The organism is Pseudoalteromonas sp. 2CM41L (genome assembly GCF_023161905.1).
Classification (GTDB): Bacteria; Pseudomonadota; Gammaproteobacteria; order Enterobacterales; family Alteromonadaceae; genus Pseudoalteromonas; species Pseudoalteromonas atlantica.
Genome location: NZ_JALNTN010000001.1, coordinates 641,380 through 664,941 on the forward strand (window position 1 = coordinate 641,380; position 23,562 = coordinate 664,941).

General features: G+C 40.0%; 17 protein-coding genes. 7 read left to right on the forward strand and 10 right to left on the reverse strand.

Translation table 11 applies throughout. The features are described 5' to 3' along the window. Positions 1-102 precede the first annotated feature (102 nt). From MTF64_RS02825 to MTF64_RS02835, 3 genes are all read left to right on the forward strand, one after another. On the forward strand, positions 103-1,320 hold the full coding sequence (locus MTF64_RS02825) for an MFS transporter (RefSeq protein WP_248450495.1): 1,218 nt from the start codon (positions 103-105) through the stop codon (positions 1,318-1,320). A 162-nt stretch (positions 1,321-1,482) separates the two neighbouring features. Next, positions 1,483-3,873 (forward strand): TonB-dependent receptor, encoded by a 2,391-nt coding sequence (locus MTF64_RS02830; RefSeq protein WP_024032781.1) that lies wholly within the window; start codon positions 1,483-1,485, stop codon positions 3,871-3,873. A gap of 111 nt (positions 3,874-3,984) precedes the next feature. Next, positions 3,985-4,932, forward strand: coding sequence for a carbohydrate kinase (locus MTF64_RS02835; protein WP_248450496.1), 948 nt, complete (start codon positions 3,985-3,987; stop codon positions 4,930-4,932). Between the two features lie 42 nt (positions 4,933-4,974). Here MTF64_RS02835 and MTF64_RS02840 read toward each other — a convergent pair whose 3' ends face one another. From MTF64_RS02840 to MTF64_RS02875, 8 genes are all read right to left on the reverse strand, one after another. After that, on the reverse strand, positions 4,975-5,427 hold the full coding sequence (locus MTF64_RS02840) for a nuclear transport factor 2 family protein (protein WP_248450498.1): 453 nt from the start codon (positions 5,425-5,427) through the stop codon (positions 4,975-4,977). A 153-nt stretch (positions 5,428-5,580) separates the two neighbouring features. Next, entirely contained in the window at positions 5,581-5,961 is a 381-nt protein-coding gene (locus tag MTF64_RS02845; protein WP_004589535.1) for an STAS/SEC14 domain-containing protein, read from the reverse strand. Between the two features lie 225 nt (positions 5,962-6,186). Next, entirely contained in the window at positions 6,187-6,879 is a 693-nt protein-coding gene (locus MTF64_RS02850) for a cupin domain-containing protein (RefSeq protein ID WP_248450500.1), read from the reverse strand. 91 nt (positions 6,880-6,970) lie between these two features. Next, positions 6,971-8,437, reverse strand: a complete 1,467-nt coding sequence (locus tag MTF64_RS02855) for a carbon starvation CstA family protein (protein WP_248450502.1) — start codon at positions 8,435-8,437, stop codon at positions 6,971-6,973. A 636-nt stretch (positions 8,438-9,073) separates the two neighbouring features. Next, on the reverse strand, positions 9,074-9,991 hold the full coding sequence (locus tag MTF64_RS02860; protein ID WP_024032786.1) for a carbohydrate kinase: 918 nt from the start codon (positions 9,989-9,991) through the stop codon (positions 9,074-9,076). A 2-nt stretch (positions 9,992-9,993) separates the two neighbouring features. After that, on the reverse strand, positions 9,994-11,517 hold the full coding sequence (locus tag MTF64_RS02865) for a mannitol dehydrogenase family protein (RefSeq protein WP_248450504.1): 1,524 nt from the start codon (positions 11,515-11,517) through the stop codon (positions 9,994-9,996). A gap of 36 nt (positions 11,518-11,553) precedes the next feature. Then, entirely contained in the window at positions 11,554-13,275 is a 1,722-nt protein-coding gene (locus MTF64_RS02870; protein WP_029772305.1) for a hypothetical protein, read from the reverse strand. 382 nt (positions 13,276-13,657) lie between these two features. Further along, positions 13,658-14,329 carry an HAD family hydrolase gene (locus MTF64_RS02875; protein WP_029772306.1) on the reverse strand — a complete coding sequence of 224 codons (672 nt, stop codon included), beginning with the start codon at positions 14,327-14,329 and terminating at the stop codon, positions 13,658-13,660. Between the two features lie 373 nt (positions 14,330-14,702). On the opposite strand from MTF64_RS02875, the gene MTF64_RS02880 reads away from it, so the two are divergent. After that, the gene (locus tag MTF64_RS02880; RefSeq protein ID WP_004587093.1) at positions 14,703-16,241 is read left to right on the forward strand and encodes a catalase; all 1,539 of its coding nucleotides are present in this window, start codon (positions 14,703-14,705) and stop codon (positions 16,239-16,241) included. Between the two features lie 67 nt (positions 16,242-16,308). Beyond that, a complete protein-coding gene (locus MTF64_RS02885) occupies positions 16,309-16,800 on the forward strand; it encodes an ankyrin repeat domain-containing protein (RefSeq protein ID WP_248450506.1) in 492 nt (163 codons plus the stop codon). Positions 16,801-16,854: 54 nt separating this feature from the next. On the opposite strand, the gene MTF64_RS02890 is transcribed toward MTF64_RS02885, so the two are convergent. Both MTF64_RS02890 and MTF64_RS02895 read right to left on the reverse strand, forming a co-directional pair. Beyond that, a complete protein-coding gene (locus MTF64_RS02890; RefSeq protein WP_248450508.1) occupies positions 16,855-20,010 on the reverse strand; it encodes a M1 family aminopeptidase in 3,156 nt (1,051 codons plus the stop codon). After that, positions 20,004-20,867, reverse strand: coding sequence for an ABC transporter ATP-binding protein (locus MTF64_RS02895; RefSeq protein WP_248450510.1), 864 nt, complete (start codon positions 20,865-20,867; stop codon positions 20,004-20,006). Before MTF64_RS02895 ends, MTF64_RS02890 begins: the two co-directional genes overlap by 7 nt. Positions 20,868-21,212: 345 nt before the next feature. Between MTF64_RS02895 and MTF64_RS02900 the strand changes: the two genes are divergently transcribed. Beyond that, complete coding sequence (locus MTF64_RS02900; protein WP_248450512.1) at positions 21,213-22,721, forward strand: sensor histidine kinase; 1,509 nt, start codon at positions 21,213-21,215, stop codon at positions 22,719-22,721. Beyond that, positions 22,715-23,395 carry a LytTR family DNA-binding domain-containing protein gene (locus MTF64_RS02905; protein WP_248450513.1) on the forward strand — a complete coding sequence of 227 codons (681 nt, stop codon included), beginning with the start codon at positions 22,715-22,717 and terminating at the stop codon, positions 23,393-23,395. The genes MTF64_RS02900 and MTF64_RS02905 overlap by 7 nt, the downstream gene beginning before the upstream one ends. Positions 23,396-23,562: the final 167 nt, after the last annotated feature.

The window sequence follows — 23,562 nt, forward strand, 5'->3', positions numbered from 1 at the left end:
TTTTTAAATATTTTACATACAAAAGTTGTGGCAAAGGTAATACTAACTAGAGTAAGTGATTGAGTTATTACTATAACTTGAGCCACAACGAGGAAAAATCACATGACGAATTTACACACACACTCGCAAAGCGACCCAATGCAGCGCATACGAATACTCACTTACATGATGTTTTTTATGTTTGCGATGACCTCAGATGCAGTAGGTATGATCATCCCTGAACTAATCACTGAGTTTGATTTAAGTATGACCCAAGCCAGTGCTTTTCATTATGCACCTATGGCACTCATTGCCTTTAGTGGCTTGTTTTTAGGCTTCTTAGCCGACAGCCTAGGCCGTAAACAAACCATAATGCTGGGCTTACTTATTTTTTCGCTCAGCTGCTTTTTGTTTGCCTTTAGCAATAGCTTTTCGGTGTTTTTGATTTTGCTGTGCTGTATAGGGCTTGCCATTGGTTTATTTAAAACCGGCGCACTAGCGCTACTTGGCGATATATCTGCAAGTAACGCAGAGCACACTAAAACCATGAACAAAGTAGAAGGCTTTTTTGGTATTGGTGCCATCGTTGGCCCTGCGCTGGTAGGCGTACTGCTTACTCAAAACGTGAGCTGGACTTACCTGTACATTATTGCCGGCGTTATGTGTTTAATTTTAGCGTTAATGGCATGGCGCGCCGACTACCCAAGTGTTGTTAAAAGCACAGAAAAGCCCGCTTCACTTGCCACCACCATGAAAATGATTAAAAACCCGTACGCACTTGGTTTTTCGTTGGCTATTGCATTATATGTGGCTACCGAGGTTGCTATTTACGTGTGGATGCCAACACTTTTAAAAGATTACACAGGCTCGTGGCCTTTACTTGCAACCTACGCACTTACACTATTTTTTGTATTACGTGCTGCTGGACGCTTTATTGCTGTATGGCTTTTAAATCACTTTAGCTGGCAAGGGGTCATGGCTTATTTAAGCTTAGGCATCGCGCTGTGTTATGTAGGCACTTTGGTAGGCGGTGTTGATTGGGCGGTAGGCTTGCTTCCGCTTTCGGGTTTATTTATGTCGATGGTTTACCCTACTTTAAACTCTAAAGGTATATCGTGCTTTCCTGTTGCACAACATGGTGCAGTAGCGGGTGTTATTTTATTTTTTACCGCGCTTTCGGCCGCACTTGCGCCTTTATTTATGGGCATGATAAGTGATTACTTTGGCCACGTACGCTACGGTTTTTACTTAGCTACTGGCTTTGCTGTGATCTTATTTTTAGCCATGCTTTATAACTTTTACCGCGACCCTGCGGCAAAAGCATTAACTAAAAATGCATAAATGGCTGCTCAAGCCAGAATAAAAATACCTTTAAAATCAATATAAAAACAAAAAAAGTGCAAATTACACACAAAAATAATTTGCATATTGTAAAAACTTTGTTATTTTTACTTAATCGATTAAGTAAAATAACAAACTCACACAACACAATGAGGCGTTAACATGACAACACACCACACACCTTTATATTTAATCAGTGCCTTAGCACTTGCAGTAAGCCAAGGCGTTCATGCACAAGACGAGCAAGAAACCAAAGTGCAAGCTAAGCAAGGGCTTGAAACAATTGTTGTTACCGGTGTACCTCGCCGCACAACTATTATGGCATCGAGCTCATCAGTAAGCAGTTTATCGCTTGAGCAAGTTGAGGTATCAACGCCACGCTCAACGGCTGAAGCATTTAGAATTATTCCGGGTGTTCGCGCTGAATCAACAGGCGGTGAAGGTAATGCAAATATTGCAGTGCGTGGCTTACCTGTAGCATCGGGTGGCGCTAAGTTTTTACAACTGCAAGAAGATGGTCTGCCTGTAATGCAGTTTGGTGATGTTGCCTTTGGTAACGCCGATATTTTTATGCGCCTTGATAACACAGTGCAAACAATCGAATCAATTCGCGGTGGCTCAGCCTCTACATCAGCCAGTAATGCACCTGGCGGCATAATTAACTTTATTTCTAAAAACGGCGAAAACGAATCGGGTAGCGTATCTACTACTGTTGGCCTAGATTACGACAGTGTACGCACCGACTTTGAATACGGCACCTATTTAACCGACAGCGTGCGTTTTCATGTAGGTGGTTTTGTACGCCAAGGCGAAGGCCCGCGCGAAACAGGCTACACATCAAATAAAGGTGGCCAAATTAAAGCAAACCTTACTAAAGATTTTGAAAACGGCTACGTACGCCTTTATTACAAACACTTAGACGACAAAAGCGTAGGTTACTTACCAATGCCAATGTACTCAAATGGTGATTCTATTGCCGGGTTTGATGCACAATCAGATACACCGCATTCAGCATTATTTACCAAAACAGTGCGCCTAAATGGCGAAAACCAAATTAGCAGTGGCGATTTACGCGACGGCATGAACCCTAAAGTGGATGCGGTAGGTTTTGAAGCTGTATTTGATTTAGATAACGATTGGCGTATCGAAAACCGTTTTCGTAAATCGTCAATTAGCGGCAACTTTAACTCGCTTATTCCTGCTGAGGTTGGCAGCGCATCGTCTATTGCACAAAGTATTGGCGGTGTAGGCGCAACACTGAGTAACGCAAACACAGGCGAAGCATTTAATGATGAACTTGCCATGCGTATTCACACTTTTGATGTAACGCTTAATGACTTTGGCTCTATTGTTAACGATTTTAAACTAACTAAATCGTTTAGCGATGACACTAGCCTAACCTTTGGTTACTTTGCCTCTACACAAAACATTGCTATGTCGTGGTTATGGAACTCGTACTTAATGGAGCTTAAAGGCGACAATGCGGCACTTTTAAATGTAACCGCAGCCGATGGCACTGAGTATTCAGAAAACGGTTTATACGCATACGGCACGCCTTATTGGGGTAACTGTTGCCAGCGCGATTACGACACCGAGTACGACACTCGCGCACCGTATGTTGCGTTTTCAACAAAACTTGGTGATGTAAGCATTGATGCAAGTGCCCGCTACGACAGCGGTGAAGCACGCGGTAACTACGCAGGTGCCGTGACTTCAACAGTAGATATGAACCGCGACGGTACTATTTCTATTCCTGAGCAAAACGTAGCAGGTATTGATATAGCTAATGCAAGCCCAGTAAATTACGACTGGAGCTACTCGTCTTATTCTGTAGGTGCTAACTACCAAATTGACCCAAGCCTAGCTACGTTTGCACGTATTAGTAAAGGCGGGCGCGCAAATGCAGACCGTTTACTATTTGGTAAAGTACGCAGCGACGGAAGCGTAGCCGATGAAGATGCAGTAGATGAAGTAAACCAATTTGAGATTGGTGTGAAAAAACGCTTTGATTCGTTCTCGGTATTTGCAACAGCCTTTTACGCAGAAACAGAAGAGCAAAACTTTGAAGCAACATCGCAAACCTTTTTCGACCGTGAATACGAAGCAAAAGGGATTGAGGTTGAATCAACTTACTTTATGGATGCATGGGACTTTAGAGGTAACTTTACTTGGACCGATGCAGAAATTGCAAAAGATGCGCTAACCCCTGAAGTTGTAGGTAACACACCACGTCGCCAAGCGGATTTAATTTACTCACTAATGGCGCGTTACAGCTACGATAAAGGCGCGGCAGGTGTAAGCTTTATTGGTACAACCGATGCTTATGCACAAGATAACAACGACCTTAAGTTTGACGGCTACACGCAAGTAAATGCGTTTGTAAGCTACGACTTATCAGAAAACTTAAACCTTGCGCTTAATGTAAACAACCTATTCGATACAGTAGGTATTACAGAAGCCGAAGAAGGCTCAGTACCTGAGAACGACATTATTCGTGCCCGTACTATTAACGGCCGCACTACGTCGGTTACTTTAAAATACGCTTTTAACTAAATGTGTGTATTGCGCTGCAGTGAGTCATCGCTGTAGCGCCTTTTAAAGTATGAATAAATAACACCCTTCATGTTTTAGCCCAGCTTTGCTGGGTTTTTTAGGATATTTCAAATGACCAAACTCCTGTGCTTAGGCGAGCTTTTAATTGATATGCTGCCTCAAGATGCTCATAACTCAGCGTACTTACCCATCCCTGGTGGTGCACCTGCTAATGTTGCTGTTGGCTATGCAAAACTTGGCGGTGATGCTGCATTTTGTGGTGGTAAAGGTGACGATCATTTTGCCAATCAATTAAGTAATGCCTTGGCTCAATACAATGTAAATACAGACTATTTATTTACCATTGCTGGCTCACAAACCGCCATGGTAATAGTAAGCCTTGATGAAACAGGCGAGCGCAGTTTTGGCTTTTATCGCCATAACACAGCCGATGTACTTTTAACCCAAGCGCATTTAGCGCAAATAAATTGGCAAAGCATAAGCACCCTGCACTTTTGCTCAAACACCCTAACCGATCCAGCCATAGCTAGCACAACGGTTAAAGCGCTAGAACTTGCTAAAACACATAATAAGCTCGTTAGTTTTGACGTAAATTTACGCTACAGCTTGTGGGAAAACATCCATGATATAGCCAGCAATGTAAAGGCCTGCTTCGCTTATTGCGACATAGTTAAACTTTCGCGTGATGAACTTAATTTTTTAGCAAAGCATAGCGAAACAACGGGCGAAGATTACATTCAAATGCTATTAAATACCGGAGTAAAACTGGTGTTTTTAACCGACGGGCCTGAGCCTGCTACGGTTTACCACAGCGCATTTATACTTAACGAATCGGCACCAAAAATAAACGCAGTAGATACAACAAGCGCGGGCGATGCTTTTATAGCGGGAGTTTTATACTATTTAAATAACTTAGGGAGTGATTTATCACTAGCAGATAAGTTAAATGATGAAACTAGCATAAAAAACGCCCTGCACTTTGCCCTTCAATGTGGCTCTAAAGCGTGTTTAGCTAAAGGGGCATTTCCGGCATTACCTGTGCTGGCTGATGTAATATAAACAGTTAAAGCCCCAAATGGCGGGGCTTAACCTAATTTATAATTATTGCTTAATAAAAGTAACGCCTTTAGGTGTTTCACCTTGTGGTAAACGGGTTGAGTGCATTTGCGATAATAGCCATTTGTCGCCCACTTTTGATACAACCACGCTTTCTAACCAATAAATATCAGCACTTTTATCGGCGTTTTTAAAGTTGGCTTTATTCCAGTAATTAATAAACGCAACATTTCCTTCTACACGCGAATTTATAACACTAAAATAATTCGTTCTTATGTAATCAGCGGGTTTAACAACGTTTACAAAGTCATCAATAGTCCACACTTCACCGTGCTCTAAAAGCAAGAATGAATCGTCAACAGCCGCGCGCATTTTTACGTGATCAAAGTTAGAAACAGCTAAAAATAAATCGCTCACGGGCGTAAATATGGTGTTGTCTTTTGCATGTATTGATGTAGAAAATATGAGTAATACAAAAAGGGCAAGTACGTGTTTCATTGTTATTATAATGTATAGTTTTATTAGTACTAAGGAGTGTATTTTAATTAAGCAACATTAACAATTAAAATAAAGCAAATTCAAAAACTTATTAACGCTCCTATATAAAAAAGCACTCTATAAGAGTGCTTTAACTTAAACTTTTCAATCAAGCTATTCATCTAGCCAATCGATGGCGGCGGTGGCGTTTTCGTAGTATTGCACCTCGCCTGAAATAAACCAATTGCCTATTTTAGCCATGCGGGCTTGCCATTCTTGATTGCCATAAATTGCAATTTTATTAAATTCTTTTGAGTGTCTTACGCCAAGCTTTAAATCATCCCACGCGGCGCGAAGCTCCCAACCTTCTAGCTCGCTGGCATCAATAAGCACGTTTGCTATAGGGTGTTTAACCTCGCCAAGCGCTGAGTCGATCATGGGGGTAATAACTTTATAGTCGTCGTGAGTTAGCGTTCCTACAGCTTTTAGTTTTAAAAAAAATTCTCGGCCTGCGCGTTCAATACCAATAGATAAACCATGTGTTGTGTGTACCATGCTGCTCTCCTTAATCGGGTGCGCTTATGTCATTTACAGACTGTGTGAATGGGCTTAATAACGAAAGTTGGAGTTAATTAAAGCCTATAAAGTGAAATTATTCCCTTTAAAAAATAAAAACCCCAAAAATACCCATCACTTACTGAGTTAAACTATAAAACTACACCGTATTAAGTTAATTAGTACTGAACTAAATCAAACAATACTGCTAAATAATGCTATTTGCTAAGCGTTTTGTACGCGCTCTATTTGCTTATCTACATCTGTTAAGTGCCCTAATTTAAGCCACACTTTTGCACCTTGCTTACCTGCGGTTATATTAAGCTCACTGTTAATAGGCAGCCTTAACCAACTGTGTTTTACTAATACATCTGATTGCTCACTTATATCGCCTTCAAGCACGAGTAGCTCAGCCCCCCCGCTTGCACTAATTTGTATGTTAGCGTCTGCCTCAAAATGCAATAAGCTCACATCTTCAAAGTCATCTTTATAAAGTGGGGTTATGGCAAGGCCTTTAAATGTGGCGTGTTGCACACTGCCCATATGCTGTGTTTGTAAGCGTACGTGGGTTCTATCTTGTGGCTGAAATTGCCAAAGCTTTACAAATATTATGCAGCCTTCATCGGAACCTGGTTTGTGCTTTGATTGGGGTGGGTTACGAATATAAGAGCCTTGTGGAAAATCGCCATGCTCATCTTGAAATACCCCTTCTAGTACAAAAAACTCTTCGCCGCCTGTATGCACATGAGGCGAAAACTCGCTCCCTGGTGCATAACGTACAATGCTTGTAGCACGGGCTACTTCTGCGCCTACTCTATCAAGTGGGCGCCTATCAACGCCCGCCATTGGCGAAGGGTTCCAATTAAGTTGCTCACTATGAACAACGACTCTCTGGGTAAAATCGGCGGCTATTTTCATTTTATTACCTTTAATATTGCATAGTGTGAGGGTAAATTTTATGCATAAAAAAAGCGAGCTTAATAAGCTCGCTTATTTAATTTTTAACGCTTTACGCTACATCTAGCTTTTTATGCTTAGAGTGTACAAACACTAAACCTACTAAGCCAATAACAACCACAGCGGCACCAATTGGTTTACCTAAGTCGGCCGCTAAATTAAAGCCAATAGCAGCAGTCATAATGTACGAAAGTGTTACGCCAGTAGCGATAACGGCAGGTATGCTGGTGATCCAGTGGAATGCACGTCTATCAAATAAGTACTTAGTTGCAAGCCATAATACACTTGTTGAAAGCAGCATGTTTGAAAATGCAAAGTAGCGCCAAATAACCGAGAAATCTAATTTAGTCATAAAAAAGGCAATCGTTAAAATTGGCACTGCCAGTAATAAGCGATTACGTAAGCTTTGCGGAATATTAAACGCATCAACCACGGTTAAACGCAGTGAACGGAACGCCGTATCGCCAGAGGTAATAGGGAACACCGCAACAGCAATAATGGCCATAATACCGCCCATTACGCCTAAGTAGCTATTTGCTACATGGTTAACCACTAAACCTGGGCCACCTTGATCAAGCAATGCTTTTAAGCCTGCGTAACCTTCTGGGAATGCAGCAATACCCGCAAGTGCCCATACACAACCTACAATGCCTTCACACATCATTGCGCCGTAATATACTGGGCGTACGTATTTTTCGTTTGTTAAACAGCGGGCAATAATAGGCGCTTGGGTAGAGTGAAAGCCACTAATAGCACCACAGGTAATGGTAATAAACAGTAACGGCCAGGTTGGCAGGCCATCAGGGTTTGGCTCTAAAAAGTCATGCGCGTGGTCGGCTTCAAAGTAGGCTAAAAAGTCGCCTGCAACTGGTAAGTGTGGTGCATCTAGTAATAACGCACCGGCTATTAATGTAGTCATTACAATCATTAATAAGCCAAATAGCGGGTAAAACTTAGTAATAATTTTATCAATAGGTAGCAGGGTTGCTAAAAAGTAGTACGCTAGAATAGCCAAAACCCAAAAAGTATTATTAGCAAAAAAAGTGCCTTCAAATACATCTAAATTACTTAATAAGCCTGCTGGGCTCATAATAAATACAACGCCCACAAAAAACAGCAGCATGGCTGTAAATATCAGCATAAAGCCTTTAAACACTACGTTGTAATAGTGCCCGGCTATTTCTGGTAAGCTTTTGCCATCTTCTTTAATGCTCATCACACCTGAGAAGAAGTCGTGTACTGCACCACCTAATACGTTACCAAGCACAATCCACACAAGTGCTACCGGTCCGTAAAGCGCACCTAAAATTGGGCCAAATATAGGGCCTACACCCGCAATATTTAAAAACTGAATTAAAAATGCACGCACAGGGTGAATGGCTACATAATCAACACCTTCGCTAAAGCGTTTTTGCGGTGTATCAACTGTTGTATCCATACCTGCTTGTTTTTCAACAAACGGGCTATAAAACTTATATCCCAGTATTAAGATTGTTATGCAGATAAAAAAGATGATCATAAAGCACGTTTCTCTTTTTGTATTTGGAGTATAGAGCGCCTAATTGCCGCCCCGCCTTTCAATCCATGAATAATCGACGAACATTAACAAAGTATTAATCCCCCCGCTATAAGACGAATAGCTAATACACAAGGGTCTGTAGACCTTTCAAGGTTAAATTTGCAGCAGCCTGTTTGGTATTTAGGCAAGGCAGAGCCTATGTGGTGTGGTTATTCCCCATAAGTAGGCGATAACGCAGCATTAATGCCAAACAGGCGCTGCCCTTCGGGTTCTGCCTAGGGGCGATTTACTCTTTGTTGCCTACATGGATGTAGGTAAGGGGCGTGAGCAGGACGCGGAAGCTTTGCTCGGTTTTGACTTATTCTTACATTGATGTAAGCCATTAGGGTAACGCAGGAGCAGTTATCGAGCCCACTAGGTTACAAACCTCGCGCCGCGATTAAACCGCCCCTAGTTTGAAGAAATTTCAAACTGCAAAGGTCAACAGACCCTATTTGAGTTACTTTTTATGCACCTTGCTCAACACTTAATCTAAACGGCTTCATTAATAAAAATTAAAGCAAAAAAAAGCGGCTTTACTATAAAAGTAAAGCCGCTTACACACACAATGATTGGGTGTAACTGTGATTTTTTACGTTACGCTGGGCTCATAAACTCGTTAATTTGTTCATGAGTAAGTGTAGGTGTAGCACCGGCACTTTCGGCCACCATTGCACCTACTGCACACGCAAAATCAACAGCATGTTGTGCACAATCGCTACTACAAAGCTGATAAATTAACGACCCTAAAAACGAATCCCCTGCGCCTACTGTATCCACAACGCTAATTAAATAACCTGAGTTATAGTAATTTTCGCCTTTTATGGTTAGTAGTGCACCGTGGCTGCCTTTAGTTACACAAAGGTATTCGGTGTTGGTTTGCTGTGCAATAAACGCTAAGTTTTGCTCAAGTGAATGGAACTTACAGCCCATTGCTTTGGCAATTTCGTAAAGCTCTTCATCGTTTAATTTGATGAAGTCGGCTTTATTCATTAAATCTACTAATGTGTCTAACGTGTAGTGTGGCGCACGTAAATTTACGTCAAACACTTTAAAGTTAGCTACATCAACTAATTGGTTTAATGTAGCAAGTGAGGCTTCGCTTCGGCCAATTAGGCTGCCAAATACAAATACATCACTGGCTTTTACTTTTTCAATAAGTGAGTCTGTAAGCTCAATGTTATCCCACGCAGTGTCGGCAACTATTTCGTAGCTGGCTGAGCCGCTTTTATCTAAGGTAACTTGTACTGTGCTGGTTTTTTTGTCGTTATTAACGCCAATGTATTCGCAGCTTACGCCTTTGCTTTTAATTTCGCCTAGTAGCTCAGTACCCAGTTCATCGTTACCTACAGCGCTTATCATGTCGGCTTTAATGCCCAGTGAGTTAATACGCACACACATGTTAAGCGGCGCGCCGCCTAGGCGTTTATCGTTTGCAAAACAATCCCATAGTACTTCGCCAAAGCAACTTACGCTTACGTCTTTACCTTGTTTAGAATCAATTAAAATGCTCATTATTAGTTACCTTTAGGCTCAAGCACGTTATTCATAATTGCTTTAATTTTGCTAGCCGGTGCGTATAACGCTTCTACATTGTTTTTGTAGTGAGACGTAAAGGCACTTTGCGTATTTAAATCGCCAAATAAGCTTGTTAGCGATAAAAATGCAAGGTCATCAGTCGCCGTTTTAGCCGCGGCTTCATGTAACTCGCTTTGCATTGCATCAATTATTTCAAGCTTATTGCCTTGCTCATCTTCGCCTTTATCGCTGTAAAAACACCATGCAGCAATAACCAGGGTCGCAAGTGATACATCACGGCCATGGGCTAGATTTTCGTTAATGGTGGCAATTAAAAACTTAGGTAGCTTTGCTGCGCTTTCTGAACAAATGCGCGATAAGCTGTCTTTAATGTTTGGATTAGCAAAGCGCTCAATTAGCGTGTCTTTGTAGATTTCAAGATCAATGCCTTCTAATTTTTCTAGGTTAGGCGTTACTTCTCTATCCATAAACGCACGTAAGTACTTAGCAAATAAAGGATCTGATACTGTTTCGTCAATTGTGCCGTAGCCATGTACAGAGCCTAATAAACCCAGTACCGAATGGCCTGCATTTAATAAGCGTATTTTCATGGTCTCAAAAGGTGTTACGTCACTTACAAATTGTGCGCCAACGCTATCCCAATTTGGGCGTCCGCAGCAAAATGAGTCTTCAATTACCCATTGTGTAAACGACTCACAGGTAATTGGCCATTCATCGCTAACCCCGTACGCATCAACAACGTAGTCAATATCGCTCTTTTTAGATACTGGCGTAATACGGTCAACCATTGCATTTGGGAAAGTTACGTTAGTAGCAATCCACTCGCTTAGCTCTTTGTCTTGCTCGGCCGCAAAGGCAAGTAGCATTTTACGCGTTACATTACCGTTGTGCTGAATGTTATCGCACGACTGTACAGTAAACGCATCAAGGCCTTGTTCTTTACGTAGCTTTAACGCAGCAGTAATGTATCCAAACGCCGTAATTGGGTCGTTCGGGTTATTAATGTCGTTAATAATTTCTGGGTTTGAGTAGTCAAACTCACCCGTAACTGGGTTAAAGTTATAGCCGCCTTCGGTAATGGTTAACGACACAATATGCGTATCGCTGTGCGCAAGCTTATTAATAACCGCTTGCTTGTCCTCTGGAGCAAACAAAAAGTCAATCATAGAGCCAATAACTTTGTTATCTATTTGCCCATTTGGGTGTCTTACCGTTAGCGTGTAAAGGTAGTCTTGCTGCTTTAAAATATCGCGCAGACCACGGTTACCTTCTAATAAGCCAACACCACAAATACCCCACTGTTCAGCACCTGGCGTTTTTAATAGCTCGTTAATGTACACCGCTTGGTGAGCACGGTGAAAGCCGCCCACACCAATATGAACTATACCCGCTTTTAGCTTACTACGGTCGTAGTTTGGTGTATCTACATGGCTTGGCATATCTGCCAAGCTTTGTTGGTTTAGCCCTTTAACAAGAGCGTCAGTGTGCTGGTGTTGCGTCATGGTGCGGCCTTACTAAAACAATATTAAAAATTTAAATTAAGATGCAGTATTGAGTGCTTTATGGCGCAATAGCGACCAGTAAGCGGTTGCAAAATAAATAATGGTGCAAATAAAACATGCAATTTCAAACTGAGATTTATTTCCTGCGTAAATGCTCATGCTGTCACTAAAAAACATTACTTGGCTGGCAAAGCCAAAAATAATAAGTAACGAAACAGTCGACACGCCATTTAACACTTTGGTTAGCATTGAGTTATCAACAACTGGAGCTTGAACGTTTTCAGCCAGTCCTGCTTGGTACTCTTTAATGTCTTGCTGCTCTTGCTCTTCTGCTGCAATCTCTTTGCTGTAGTCTTCACCTGCGCCGTATTTTTTAGCCAGTAGCGTGTAAATAACAATGGTGAAAATCCAAGTAGGAATAAATAAGTAGTAAAACGACATTACATCAATCGCATTTAAACCAAAGCCAAACACAAGTGCTAATGCCCAAGAGGCAATGGCTGGTACGCTACGGGTAATGTTTTTGTATTTAGCCCAGTAGCGGGTTAAACCAATTTTAGGAAATAAAACATGCTCGGCAAATACAATGCCGCCTACAGGTACTACTAATAAGCCTGCGTAAGTTAAAAGCGGTAACATTTGCGAAAATACAAACGGGAAACACGCAATTATAACGGTTACAACACCAACAATTGCGGTAGTGCGCTCGCGCGATTGGTCAACAAAAATAGATTGTGCTGCAAGGCCTGCACGGTAAAGGTTAGCGTTAGCTGTAGTCCAGCCCGCAATAATTACAATAACAAAGCCTGTCCAGCCTAATGCGTGGTAAGCAACGTCACCTGGGTCAAGTGATGAAATAGTTGTTTTAAGTAATACCGCAACACCTGCGCCCATAATACCGGCCGAGATCCATGCTAAGTAATGGCCAAAAAACATACCTACGCCTGAAAACAAACCGTAGCTTTTGCGTTTAGCAAATCTAAAAATTGCCATATCAATTAAGCCAAAGTGGGTAATAGAGTTTGCAGCCCATGCAAAACCAATAACCTCTAATAAGCCAATACCTTTTTCGCCATCAGCGGTGGTACCGGTCCAAATAGAAGAATCCCCTATCGCCATAAAGTCATCAAACCCTGTTAGCGTGGTCACTCCTAATACATGATTAGAAAGCTCAGGGAACAAGGCAAACGAGCCCGCTATAAAAATAACAAATAACCATGGCGCACAAATTTTAGAAAAATCAGCAACGGTTGAAAAACCATACATAGCCACAAATACAACAATAGAGCCAACCGATAAAACAATGGCCACAAATGCTAAGCTGTTAGGGTACCAATCGAGTTGCGCGGGTATATCAAACAAAAACCGAACGGCGGTTGCCGATACCGTGATCATCGCGGCGGATATCACACTAAATATGACCACGTTTGCCCAGTTATAGAGCTTGGTCATTGAGTTACCCGCAATTTTATTTAGGTAGTTGTATAAACTTAAGCGTGTTTCTACCGCAATTGGAGAGGTAATTAACCACCACGAACACATAGCTAATAGGTTACCAATTAATAAACCTAATAGAATGTCGATGGTCGATGCGCCTAATGCAACAAAGGTTGCACCAATAACAAACTCGGTTGCAGCAACGTGTTCACCAGCGTATAAACCGGCAAAGTGCTTCCAACCATGAAGCTTATGATTAGCAACGGGCAATTGCTCTTCGTTAACATCGTTAAATGTTTGTGTGTGTGGACTTGATGCCATGGTATTTTCCTATTGTTTTAAGCACAGCCCTAACTAACCTGGACTCTGGATAATAAATCTATCTCAAACAGCTATTTCCAGCGCTAACTACGTTAAATTTACTTGCAATAGGCTAGCTATTGACGCGTAACTTCGCCTTGTTTTCACTGTAAATCTCTGGCTAGAGAAAATAAACATAGATATCACTTTTGATTTAATATGTTAGTAAATCTCTTAACCAAAGTTCAGGTTAACTATTAATTTAAATAAGTGTTTTTTATTTAAATTAATAGTGAGTAAATCACCGTGCCTTTTTATAATGCTACTACTATAACTACTTAATAATTAATGCATTTTTACGTTAAGCTTTGTCAGTGTCATAAAGCTCAACGTTGATATTCTATTACTGTGTTTGTAATGTTGGGTACTGCTTATAAAAGTCATCCCAATGCGTTAAATGCGCTACCTCTGGGTAAGCTTGGTGAACAAAGTTCACTGCATCTTGCATATGCCCACCCCCGCTGTAATGCAAAACCTGCATATTGGCGGCAAGTGCGGCGCACACGCCGGCCTTTGAATCTTCAATCACTAAACAATTTTGTGGCTTTACGCCCATTTGCTCAGCGGCATGTAAAAATAAATCGGGCGCGGGCTTACCATTTTTTACCTCACTTGAGGTAAATACCTTATTAAAGTGCTGCGATAAATTAACCACATTAAGCGCTTTAGCGGTGCGTTTAGGGCTACTGCTTGTTGCAATGCAACAAGGTACAGATAATTGCTCTAGCACGTGTTTAATGCCGTTAGTTGGCATTAATGCAGTTTCGAACTCGTTTAATAATGCTTCTCGGTAATCGGCTTCAAAGCTCTCAGCTAAGGTCACGTTAAAGGTATCGAATAAGTTTTGGGTGACTGTTTTAAAATTACAGCCCAAAAAATATTGCTGTACATAGGCTCGGTCAATATTAACGCCAATCTCTGCAAGCATGTTTATTAACACTTGCGCGCTTAATATTTCGCTATCTATAACAACGCCATCACAATCAAAAATAACTAATTCTATTTTAGTATTCATATTGCCCCTTTTTATGCACCTAGTTTGGTGCAACCTCATCTTGAGCATAAGCCCAGCAAGTGAGCATATTCTCTTTATTGTTATAATAAGTCAACATCTTGTTAGTGAAAAACGCACCACAGTGGTGAATATTTATTCATTAAATATGAAATTGTCTGTATTTTCATTGATTTCAAAATTGCAATTACGACTAAGGTCGAACATTGCAAAACCGCTATTCAGAAAATAGAAGGCAGCACGCAAACAGCAATCTAAAATTGTGATTACTCCAATCTAAACAATCAATTTTACCGAACCAACTTTTGTTAATACACTCGTTAACAGTTAAACAGCCAGCAACACTGCCGGCACTTTTATACAGATGAGGTCGACAATGAATACTCAAAAAAACACGATTAATAATAAATCTACGTTAACGCTAAGCGCATTAGCTTTAGCAATGGCATTACCTGCAAGTGCCGCAACTACCCTTACTAAAGACAACGGCGCAGCTGTTGGCGACAACCAAAACTCTATTACCGCAGGTGAGCGCGGAAGTGTATTACTTGAAGACGTACACCTAATTCAAAAGCTACAACGTTTTGCACGTGAGCGTATTCCTGAGCGTGTAGTGCATGCGCGTGGTACAGGTGCACACGGTGTGTTTGTAGCGTCTAAAGAATTAGATGACTTAACAATTGCTGCACCGTTTGCAGAAGCGGGTAAAGAAACTGACGTATTTGTACGTTTTTCATCAGTAATTCACTCAAAAGGTAGCCCAGAAACACTGCGTGACCCACGTGGTTTTGCTACTAAGTTTTACACCGACCAAGGTAACTGGGATTTAGTAGGTAACAACTTACCGGTATTCTTTATTCGCGATGCGATTAAATTTCCAGACATGGTTCACTCGTTAAAGCCATCACCGGTAGATAACATTCAAGATCCTAACCGCTTTTTTGACTTTTTCTCATACGAGCCAGGTTCTACTCACATGTTAACGTGGGTATACAGCGACTACGGTACACCAGCAAGCCTACGTAAAATGGATGGCTGGGGCGTACATGCTTACAAAATGATTAATAAGTCAGGCGATGTTAAATACGTTAAGTTTCATTGGGTAAGTCAACAAGGTATAGACAACCTTGATGCTAAAGAAGTAAACGAAGTGCAAGGTAAAGACTTCCAACACTTAACACGCGACCTATACAGCGAGATTGGTAAAGGCAACTTCCCTAAGTGGGATCTATACATTAAAACCCTTGATCCGTCGCAGTTAGATGACTTTGACTACAACCCATTAGATGCAACAAAAATGTGGTTAGACGTTAAAGAAACTAAAGTAGGCACCATGACCCTAAACCGTATGCCAACTAACTTCTTCCAATCTACAGAACAAGTTGCAATGGCACCGGCAAATGTAATTCCAGGTATTGAGCCATCTGAAGACAGACTATTACAAGGGCGTGTTTTCTCTTACGCCGATACGCAAATGTACCGCTTAGGTGCTAACCACCAACAATTGCCAATTAACCGTGCAAAAGTTGAAGTGGTTAACTACAACCAAGACGGCGCAATGAACTACGGTAATACAACAAGTAACGTGAACTACCAACCAAGTCACGAAAACGTTGCAGAAAACCCAATTGCACGCAGAAGTAACACAGAGCTTAAAGGCTACGTACAACAAGCAGCAATTAAAAAGCAGCAAAACTTTGCTCAAGCGGGTGTACTTTACCGCAGCTTTAGCAAGCAAGAGCGCACTAACTTAGTTAACAACTTAGCCGGCGATTTAGGCAAAGTGAAAGACAGCAAAGTTATGCACAAAATGCTTAGCCACTTCTACAAAGCAGATAGCGAATACGGTACACGCTTAACTAACGCTGTAAACGGCGACATGAAACAAGTTAAGCAACTAGCCGCTAAGCTTTAATATTTTACCCAACCTGTAAGTTATTGAGGAAAGCCTAGCTTTCCTCTTTTTTAAAAAGGTAAACAGTATGCGTAAATTACTTATTATATTTACTTTAGTGATGAGCTTTTCAGGCTTTGCCAATGAGCCACAAAGCCCTGTAACAGAACAAAGCACCGCCCAGTCGCAATACGACAGCTTACTTGCTTATTACTTTGCAGCCGCACGCACCGACGACACCGCCGTAATAACGCAATTTGTTGATGCTGGCATTCCTATTAATAGTTACAACCACAAAGGTTACACCGCGCTAATGATTGCCACCTACCACGGCAATAAAAATACGGTAAACACCTTATTGCAACTAGGCGCTAATGCATGCCTTGAAGACAACCGCGGTAACACAGCCCTAATGGCCGCCATATTTAGAGGCGAATTTAGCATAGCTAAAACACTTGTAGGCCTTGATTGCGACAACGCACATCAAAACAAAGCCGGTCAAACAGCCGAGCAATTTGCACAAAAATTTGGCCAACAAAAAGTGCTCGACTTATTAGCACAGGTAAATAATGAAAAATAGATTCAAATGAGAAGCCCTACTCTATGGGCTTTCATTTACCTTAAATACTTTTACTTATTCTAATAAAAGTTTATTTATTAATGCTTCATGCTCTATCCCTGCTTCAAATTTTAAAGCGCGTATAAAGTCCATAGAGTTAGCTGGCCTATTTGGGTAACTATTATTTTTCCAGATCGACCTGAGCGCGCGAATAATAGGTTTATCACCAATAACAGCTCGTAACTTGGCAAAGACAATGGTTGATCGAGAATATTGATCGAAACCTTGTGTAGCATCAACCAAGGCTAACTTTTCCTTTATACTCATTAAAGCACTTTGCTGATAACGTGATGTTTCATACTCTACAAGCGCTTGCATGGCCTTTTTCCCATAACGTTGCTCTATAACAACAAGCTCAATGTACTTTGCTAAAGACTCCACTAAAAAAGCGCTATCTGCAAATACTCCATTACCAATATCATGCCCAAACCATTGATGCGCAGTTTCGTGAACTGCACGGCGATAACGTTGATCAAAGCCTGCATTAGCACTTGGCTTTGATCTAAAACCAACACTGTCTTCAATAAGTATAAGCTGCGGCAGTGCATAACCTGTTACACCAAGCCTAGGCGAGCCTATTAAACTTAATTGTTTTGCTCTATAAGGGCTTATCTTATTAAGCCATTTTATTGTATCGCCCATTGCGCTAAGGTTTACAGCTATAGAATCTGCTCGTGCAGGCTCATTTTTGTCTTTAGCAAACACGTTTAACATCACGCCATTTTGCTGCTTGGTAACAGGTGAATAAGGCACCGTCACCCAAGCTGGGATTGCATTTATGGGTGTACGAGTCTCAAAATGAAATATTTCACGGTCATCTTTGCTGGTACGTGATATTTCCTCTCCTTGAGTTATAACCTGATAACCACTTGTTGTACTCACTTTACTAGACATAGTAAGCCACTGGTAATGAGTACTTGCTTTCGCCGTTTTAGCAAATAGCTTCGTGGGTCTAATAGACTGCTTCACTTTAAGTGCGTGTTGCTGCCGAAGTATAGAATCGGTTAATTCATAATTATCTTGATAGCCAACAGTCGGCAATAAAGGCACTGATCTTATATAGCTAAATTCAGGGGTTATTATTTGATGGCCTCTCACTGGCCAAAGCTTAGCTTGATGAACATCAAACCGTGTAACTAGTTTACGTATTTCTCCTGGCTGCATTTCATTCTCAAACTGAAACACAGCTTGATTAAGCAAGGGAAAGCTTTTAGCCCTTTGCGCGCCATCGATTTCAATATTAGCCCATTTATAAAAACCTGCACGCCCAATCAATACCTCTTTAATAGACTCTTGATGGGTGTTTTTTAAGGTATATATTAAGGAAAAATGAGCCTGCTGCTTTTGTGGGTAAAAGTCTATATTAGCATCAATGTGAACAATTCTTGGCTGTGCTACATTGCGCCATTGTGAAAAAGACTTTTCGTACTGTGCTTTAAAAGCCTCACGCTTATGCGAGTTGGTTAAAAGCTTCTCTTCAACTAGTCTTAAATGCAATTGAGTAAATAATGCCACAGTGATAAGTAGAGGGATGAATAACCAAAAATGTTTAACCCCCAATACTCTTCGGCTCAACCCAGTTCCTCGGTGATTAAAAACTCCCGTAATTATAACTAGACTTATACACGCCACTAACCAAACTGATATATAAGGCCAATAACTACTCATACTTGCACGATAACCCCAAAAGTTATCTGGTGCTTGCAAAGGCGTCCAACCAACACTCCACAATGTATGTGTAAGACCAAAATAAGTCATTATTGGTGTGAATTTGATTAGTAAAATAGCACCAATTAGCAAACCGGCAATAAGCTGCGAACGACATAAATTAAATACGCACAAAAATACACATGCAATGATGGTAAGAGGAATAAACATCAAAAATAAAATGCTCAAATGTGCTTCCAATTGATATGCACTGTGTAAAAACCACTGAGCTGCACTTGCACCTAACAAGCTCATTGATAAAAAAACCAATATCATCGTACCTAATACAAATAACTGACTGATTATAAAGTAATATGTTTTAAGGGGGGTGGCAGCAATTAGCTCTGCTATATTATAGTATTTGGCGAAACAGCTTACTTGCCAGCTCCACAAAGCCAACAATAAAGTCCCAATTAAAAGTTGCATATCAAATGCATAATAGCTAATCGCATCTAGACTTGTGGTGCTCATAACACTCATTGGTTCAACATACCCTGACGACGAGGCAACACTGTTAAAAACCATCACTGGCCAAACAAAAATAATCAGTAACGTTATAGGGTGTGAAACCAAATTAACCAGTGTAATTTTATATAAACTGGCCATCATCAAAAATGGTTTTTGTGTGACCCTAGCTGTTGTATATTCACCGGGTTCTAACATGTTATGACGAATGTATTCGTTAGTACTTTGACCTTTATTAGCTTTTTTATTCTTTAAAATTGTATTTTGATTAAGAGTAATCAAAAAAATACCAACAGCGAGCAAACTCACAACAACACGATTGATGGCAAACGAAGCTCCTAATGAAGTAGCTAAACTGTTTATTACACCAGTGTATGCAAAAGGGTCAAGCCAAATAAATAATGTATAAAAGCTATTGCTTATAATACTGCTTCCAGCAAGCATTGGGTTTCCGGTAATACTTGCAAGCACTATATAGCCTACCCACAGCACTGCAAAAAAAACATAATTAGGCAATGAAGTTGCTGATTTATGGCAAATATAAAAAGCAATCACAACTAACAAGCAGCTATTAGGTAACAATACTAAAAAGCTACTAAATAAAGTAAAAGAAGCCGTATTTGGTATATAGCCTAATTGCCTTATATGCATGAACGCCATTATTATAATAGCGCTTAAGCTGATAATAAAAACCAAGCAAATCAGTATGCACACCCTTGCTACACTGCGCTTAAATAAGCTAGTTTGCGTAACGTAAATAAGCTCCTGCATAGACGCGTGTTGATCTCGTAACAATATAACGGGTGCCAATACTCCCACAAGCATAGGTAACTGCATCATTTGTAGCATTGTAATATTTAACTTAAATTGTTTTAACGAATCAACCTCAACCGTTGCAAGCCCATATGACAACATAATCGCAAATATTAAAGGGATAATTATACAAAGCCAAACAAGTGGTTGGCGCACTGCATATCGCCACTCATTAAAAATCAACATGTTTGATTTCCTTCATTGAGTGAATAAAAGTACTTGTCTTGAAGCGTGGCGGGCGAGTTTATTGCATTTTGTGCAGGCGCCGTATCTGCATAAACACGAAATGAAGAGCTTCCATAGCGATGGCTCTTACTTAATACATGCTGATTTGGTATGCCGGTAGGTAGGCTTTCAAGCTGCCATATCTTACCGTCTAAAGTAGTTAGTAACTCTTTTACGTCTCCGCTTTGTATAAGTGCTCCTTTGTCTATAATGGCTGCGTAGTGACATAAACTTTCTATATCTTCAACAATATGGGTCGATAACAGTATCAATCTGTTTTGGCTTATACTTACAAGCAAATTATTTAGACTTTCTCGTTCCATTGGATCAAGTCCTGCGGTGGGTTCATCCATAATAATTAGCTTTGGGTCTCCTAATAAAGCCTGAGCTACGCCAAAACGTTGCTTCATTCCTCCCGAAAAATTAACAAGCTTCTTATTAGCAAACTGAGTCAAATTAGTCAGTTCAAGTAAACTATTAATTTGGTTTTTACGTGTATTACCATCTATACCTTTTAACACTGCGATATGCTCAAGTAACGCCCGACAACTCATATTGGGATATACGCCAAAATATTGTGGTAGATAACCTAGTTGCGAACGAAGTGCATCTGGTTGGCTAATCACATCAAGGCCATTAAAATTAATGTATCCGGAGTCTGCATTTTGTAAACACGCAATTGTGCGCATAAGGGTTGATTTACCCGCGCCATTTGGCCCAAGTAGTCCTACCATACCGGCGGGTAGAGTGATCGTCACATCATTCAAAGCTTGCGTACCATCTACGTATTTTTTGTTGATATTTTTCAATGTAAGCATTAGTTTCATCCTTAGTTGATATAACACCAGCTTAAGAAATCAAGTTGAAACAAGCGAACATGTAATGGTTAACGCATTGAAATAAATGATGAAAACGAAAAAGTGACGTTGATCATTTAAATATGTACTTTCATCATTAAAATAAGAAGCCTCGACACACTTGGAATATTCATTAACAACATGAAATAAAACAATTATTTTGAATTAATAATTACGATTTAAATGATTTTATCGATAAACTAATGCGCTTAGCGTAGTGAATTATGTAAAGGTAATGTTTACAATAAAAAGACAACTTTATCCCAGCCTAACTGCTCACTAATTATAATAAAAATGGAGTTATATATGCAGCAAGCCAATACACCAATATGGCAACGCTTTAGCATTACCCAACTTATAATCTATTTACCGCTAATGGCTGCTATTTTGCTCGAATCTCACATACGCTTTTTGTCCTCAAATATGGAGTCAATTGGCCAATACCTGACTATTAATACTCAGCTTTTTCTACAGTGCATTCCCTTATTTATTGCCCATGCATTTGCGTATCGCTTATTGCTTACACCCGCAATCATAGCTTGGTTGTTAGGATTTTTAGCCTACCCATTTCTCCTACTGATTTTAAATATCCAGCTTTTTAACTTTGCTCAGTGGCAATTTATTAATGAACAATGTTGGGCAATGTGCGCATCTGCAAGTGGTATATGGCTTATCACTAGACGCACAAATAGAAATCACAATGTGTTGAGTAAAAAATGGCTTAAATCTTTGTTATCACTTGATAGCGTTGTGTTTATAGTACTTTTAGGGTGGGCAATAATTACAGCTAGCATACTCAATACCCATATTAATCCCATGTTAAATCAGCCTATTGAGCCCATTATTGACGTGCGTAAAGTATTTACACAATTTGATGTTTTTTTGGGCTATCTTTGGCAAATTACTTTTTCTGTAGGATTAATCTATGGCGTGTATTTAATAAACCGATACTTATTAATACGTTATGTATTAACGTATCATGGAGTATTGATGTTTTTGTTTGCAAATTTAATAAGCCTCGCTGTACTTACACCTGTTTTAATATCATGTGTGCTACTGTTACCAATTAATGATTTACCTGTAGGCATTGCTAACCTAACTCCTGGCGGTAATAATAATATTTTTAGCCCCGAAAACTATCAGTTTGTATTTTTATTTTTGGCTATAAGCACCCCCATTATTTTAGCGTTTGAACGACAGCAACAACACGTTCAAATTAGTAATATTGCTCAACAACAAACAAAAATAGAACTAAAACTACTTCAACAGCAAATTAACCCTCATTTTTTATTTAATACATTAAACAACCTCTATGCGCTGACATTAAAAAAAGCAGATAATGCACCAGACTTAGTTATGGAATTAGCTAATTTACTACGTTACAGTGTTTATGAAGGTCAAAAAACACAAGTGAGTTTAGAAAAAGAAATCAATTACTTAAAGGGTTTTATTGCCTTACACAATATACGAAACACTGATCGCTGTCACTTTGATGTGCAATGGCCTGAATACCAACAACACTATTTAATTTCTCCACTACTGTTAATAATGATTTTAGAAAATGCGATAAAGCATGGTGTGGAGCCCACATCACAAAAAGTAACGGTTGTGTTTAAAGTCACCATGGCCAATAACATACTTACGCTATTCTCCTCTAACCCTATTCTAACTAATAACAATTTAGAACACGGCGTAGGGCTTAACAATTTACGCCGCAGGCTAACTCTTTTATATCCTAATAAGCACACATTAATTATTGATAAAAATAACACCCTTTGGCAAACCACACTTAAACTGGAGCTGACTGCATGCTAAACACAATAATTGTTGATGACGAGCCGCTCGCTCATGAAGTGTTACTGCATCATTTAAGTGCTCATAAAGATATTAATATAATCGGGCAATACCTTAACGCTAAAGATGCATTATGTGCTTTAGCCACATCATCTATTGATTTGTTATTTTTAGACATAAACATGCCAGAGATATCAGGCATTGCATTACTAAAAGTGCTCGCAAACCGACCTCAAGTCGTTATTATTAGTGCATATCAAGAATATGCTTTAGCTGGTTTTGAACTTGATGTAACTGACTACCTACTTAAACCAGTATCAGCGCAACGCCTAGACCGAGCATTAAATAAAGTACGGCAAAACAGAAAACTTATAACGCTAAATTCCAATGCACCATTAACTATTACGCTTAAAATCGACCGTGAAAAACATAAAATTCATTTAAGCGAAATAGACATGTTTGAGGCTTATGGAAATTATGTAAAGGTATGGCAAGGTGAAAAAGCATTACTTGCAAGCAGTACTCTCAAATACATAGCACAGGAACTTGATACTTCATTTATTCAAGTCCACAAATCTTACGTTATTAACAAGCACAAAGTGGTCACGTTAAGTAATGAAAGCATTCAACTTTCATCAGGCGTATCAGTTAAAATTGGCAGGTCATACAAACAACTAGTTCGTGATATTATCTAATATTAGCCTGTTTAAGGCTCCCTCTTTTATTGTAAAACCTGTCTTGTCCTGAAATGTGTTTACACATTTAGGACTTATTTTATGAAAACTACTAAAACTAAAGACGTTAAGCGTACTCAGCGAGATTATACATTAGGCTTTAAATTATCTATTGTTGAGCAAGTAGA

Excerpts from the sequence above, each read along its gene's own strand:
- MTF64_RS02825 (WP_248450495.1), top strand. The coding sequence starts at position 103 with ATGACGAATTTACACACACACTCGCAAAGCGACCCAATGCAGCGCATA.
- MTF64_RS02830 (WP_024032781.1), top strand. The coding sequence starts at position 1,483 with ATGACAACACACCACACACCTTTATATTTAATCAGTGCCTTAGCACTT.
- MTF64_RS02835 (WP_248450496.1), top strand. The coding sequence starts at position 3,985 with ATGACCAAACTCCTGTGCTTAGGCGAGCTTTTAATTGATATGCTGCCT.
- MTF64_RS02840 (WP_248450498.1), bottom strand. The coding sequence starts at position 5,427 with ATGAAACACGTACTTGCCCTTTTTGTATTACTCATATTTTCTACATCA.
- MTF64_RS02845 (WP_004589535.1), bottom strand. The coding sequence starts at position 5,961 with ATGGTACACACAACACATGGTTTATCTATTGGTATTGAACGCGCAGGC.
- MTF64_RS02850 (WP_248450500.1), bottom strand. The coding sequence starts at position 6,879 with ATGAAAATAGCCGCCGATTTTACCCAGAGAGTCGTTGTTCATAGTGAG.
- MTF64_RS02855 (WP_248450502.1), bottom strand. The coding sequence starts at position 8,437 with ATGATCATCTTTTTTATCTGCATAACAATCTTAATACTGGGATATAAG.
- MTF64_RS02860 (WP_024032786.1), bottom strand. The coding sequence starts at position 9,991 with ATGAGCATTTTAATTGATTCTAAACAAGGTAAAGACGTAAGCGTAAGT.
- MTF64_RS02865 (WP_248450504.1), bottom strand. The coding sequence starts at position 11,517 with ATGACGCAACACCAGCACACTGACGCTCTTGTTAAAGGGCTAAACCAA.
- MTF64_RS02870 (WP_029772305.1), bottom strand. The coding sequence starts at position 13,275 with ATGGCATCAAGTCCACACACACAAACATTTAACGATGTTAACGAAGAG.
- MTF64_RS02875 (WP_029772306.1), bottom strand. The coding sequence starts at position 14,329 with ATGAATACTAAAATAGAATTAGTTATTTTTGATTGTGATGGCGTTGTT.
- MTF64_RS02880 (WP_004587093.1), top strand. The coding sequence starts at position 14,703 with ATGAATACTCAAAAAAACACGATTAATAATAAATCTACGTTAACGCTA.
- MTF64_RS02885 (WP_248450506.1), top strand. The coding sequence starts at position 16,309 with ATGCGTAAATTACTTATTATATTTACTTTAGTGATGAGCTTTTCAGGC.
- MTF64_RS02890 (WP_248450508.1), bottom strand. The coding sequence starts at position 20,010 with ATGTTGATTTTTAATGAGTGGCGATATGCAGTGCGCCAACCACTTGTT.
- MTF64_RS02895 (WP_248450510.1), bottom strand. The coding sequence starts at position 20,867 with ATGCTTACATTGAAAAATATCAACAAAAAATACGTAGATGGTACGCAA.
- MTF64_RS02900 (WP_248450512.1), top strand. The coding sequence starts at position 21,213 with ATGCAGCAAGCCAATACACCAATATGGCAACGCTTTAGCATTACCCAA.
- MTF64_RS02905 (WP_248450513.1), top strand. The coding sequence starts at position 22,715 with ATGCTAAACACAATAATTGTTGATGACGAGCCGCTCGCTCATGAAGTG.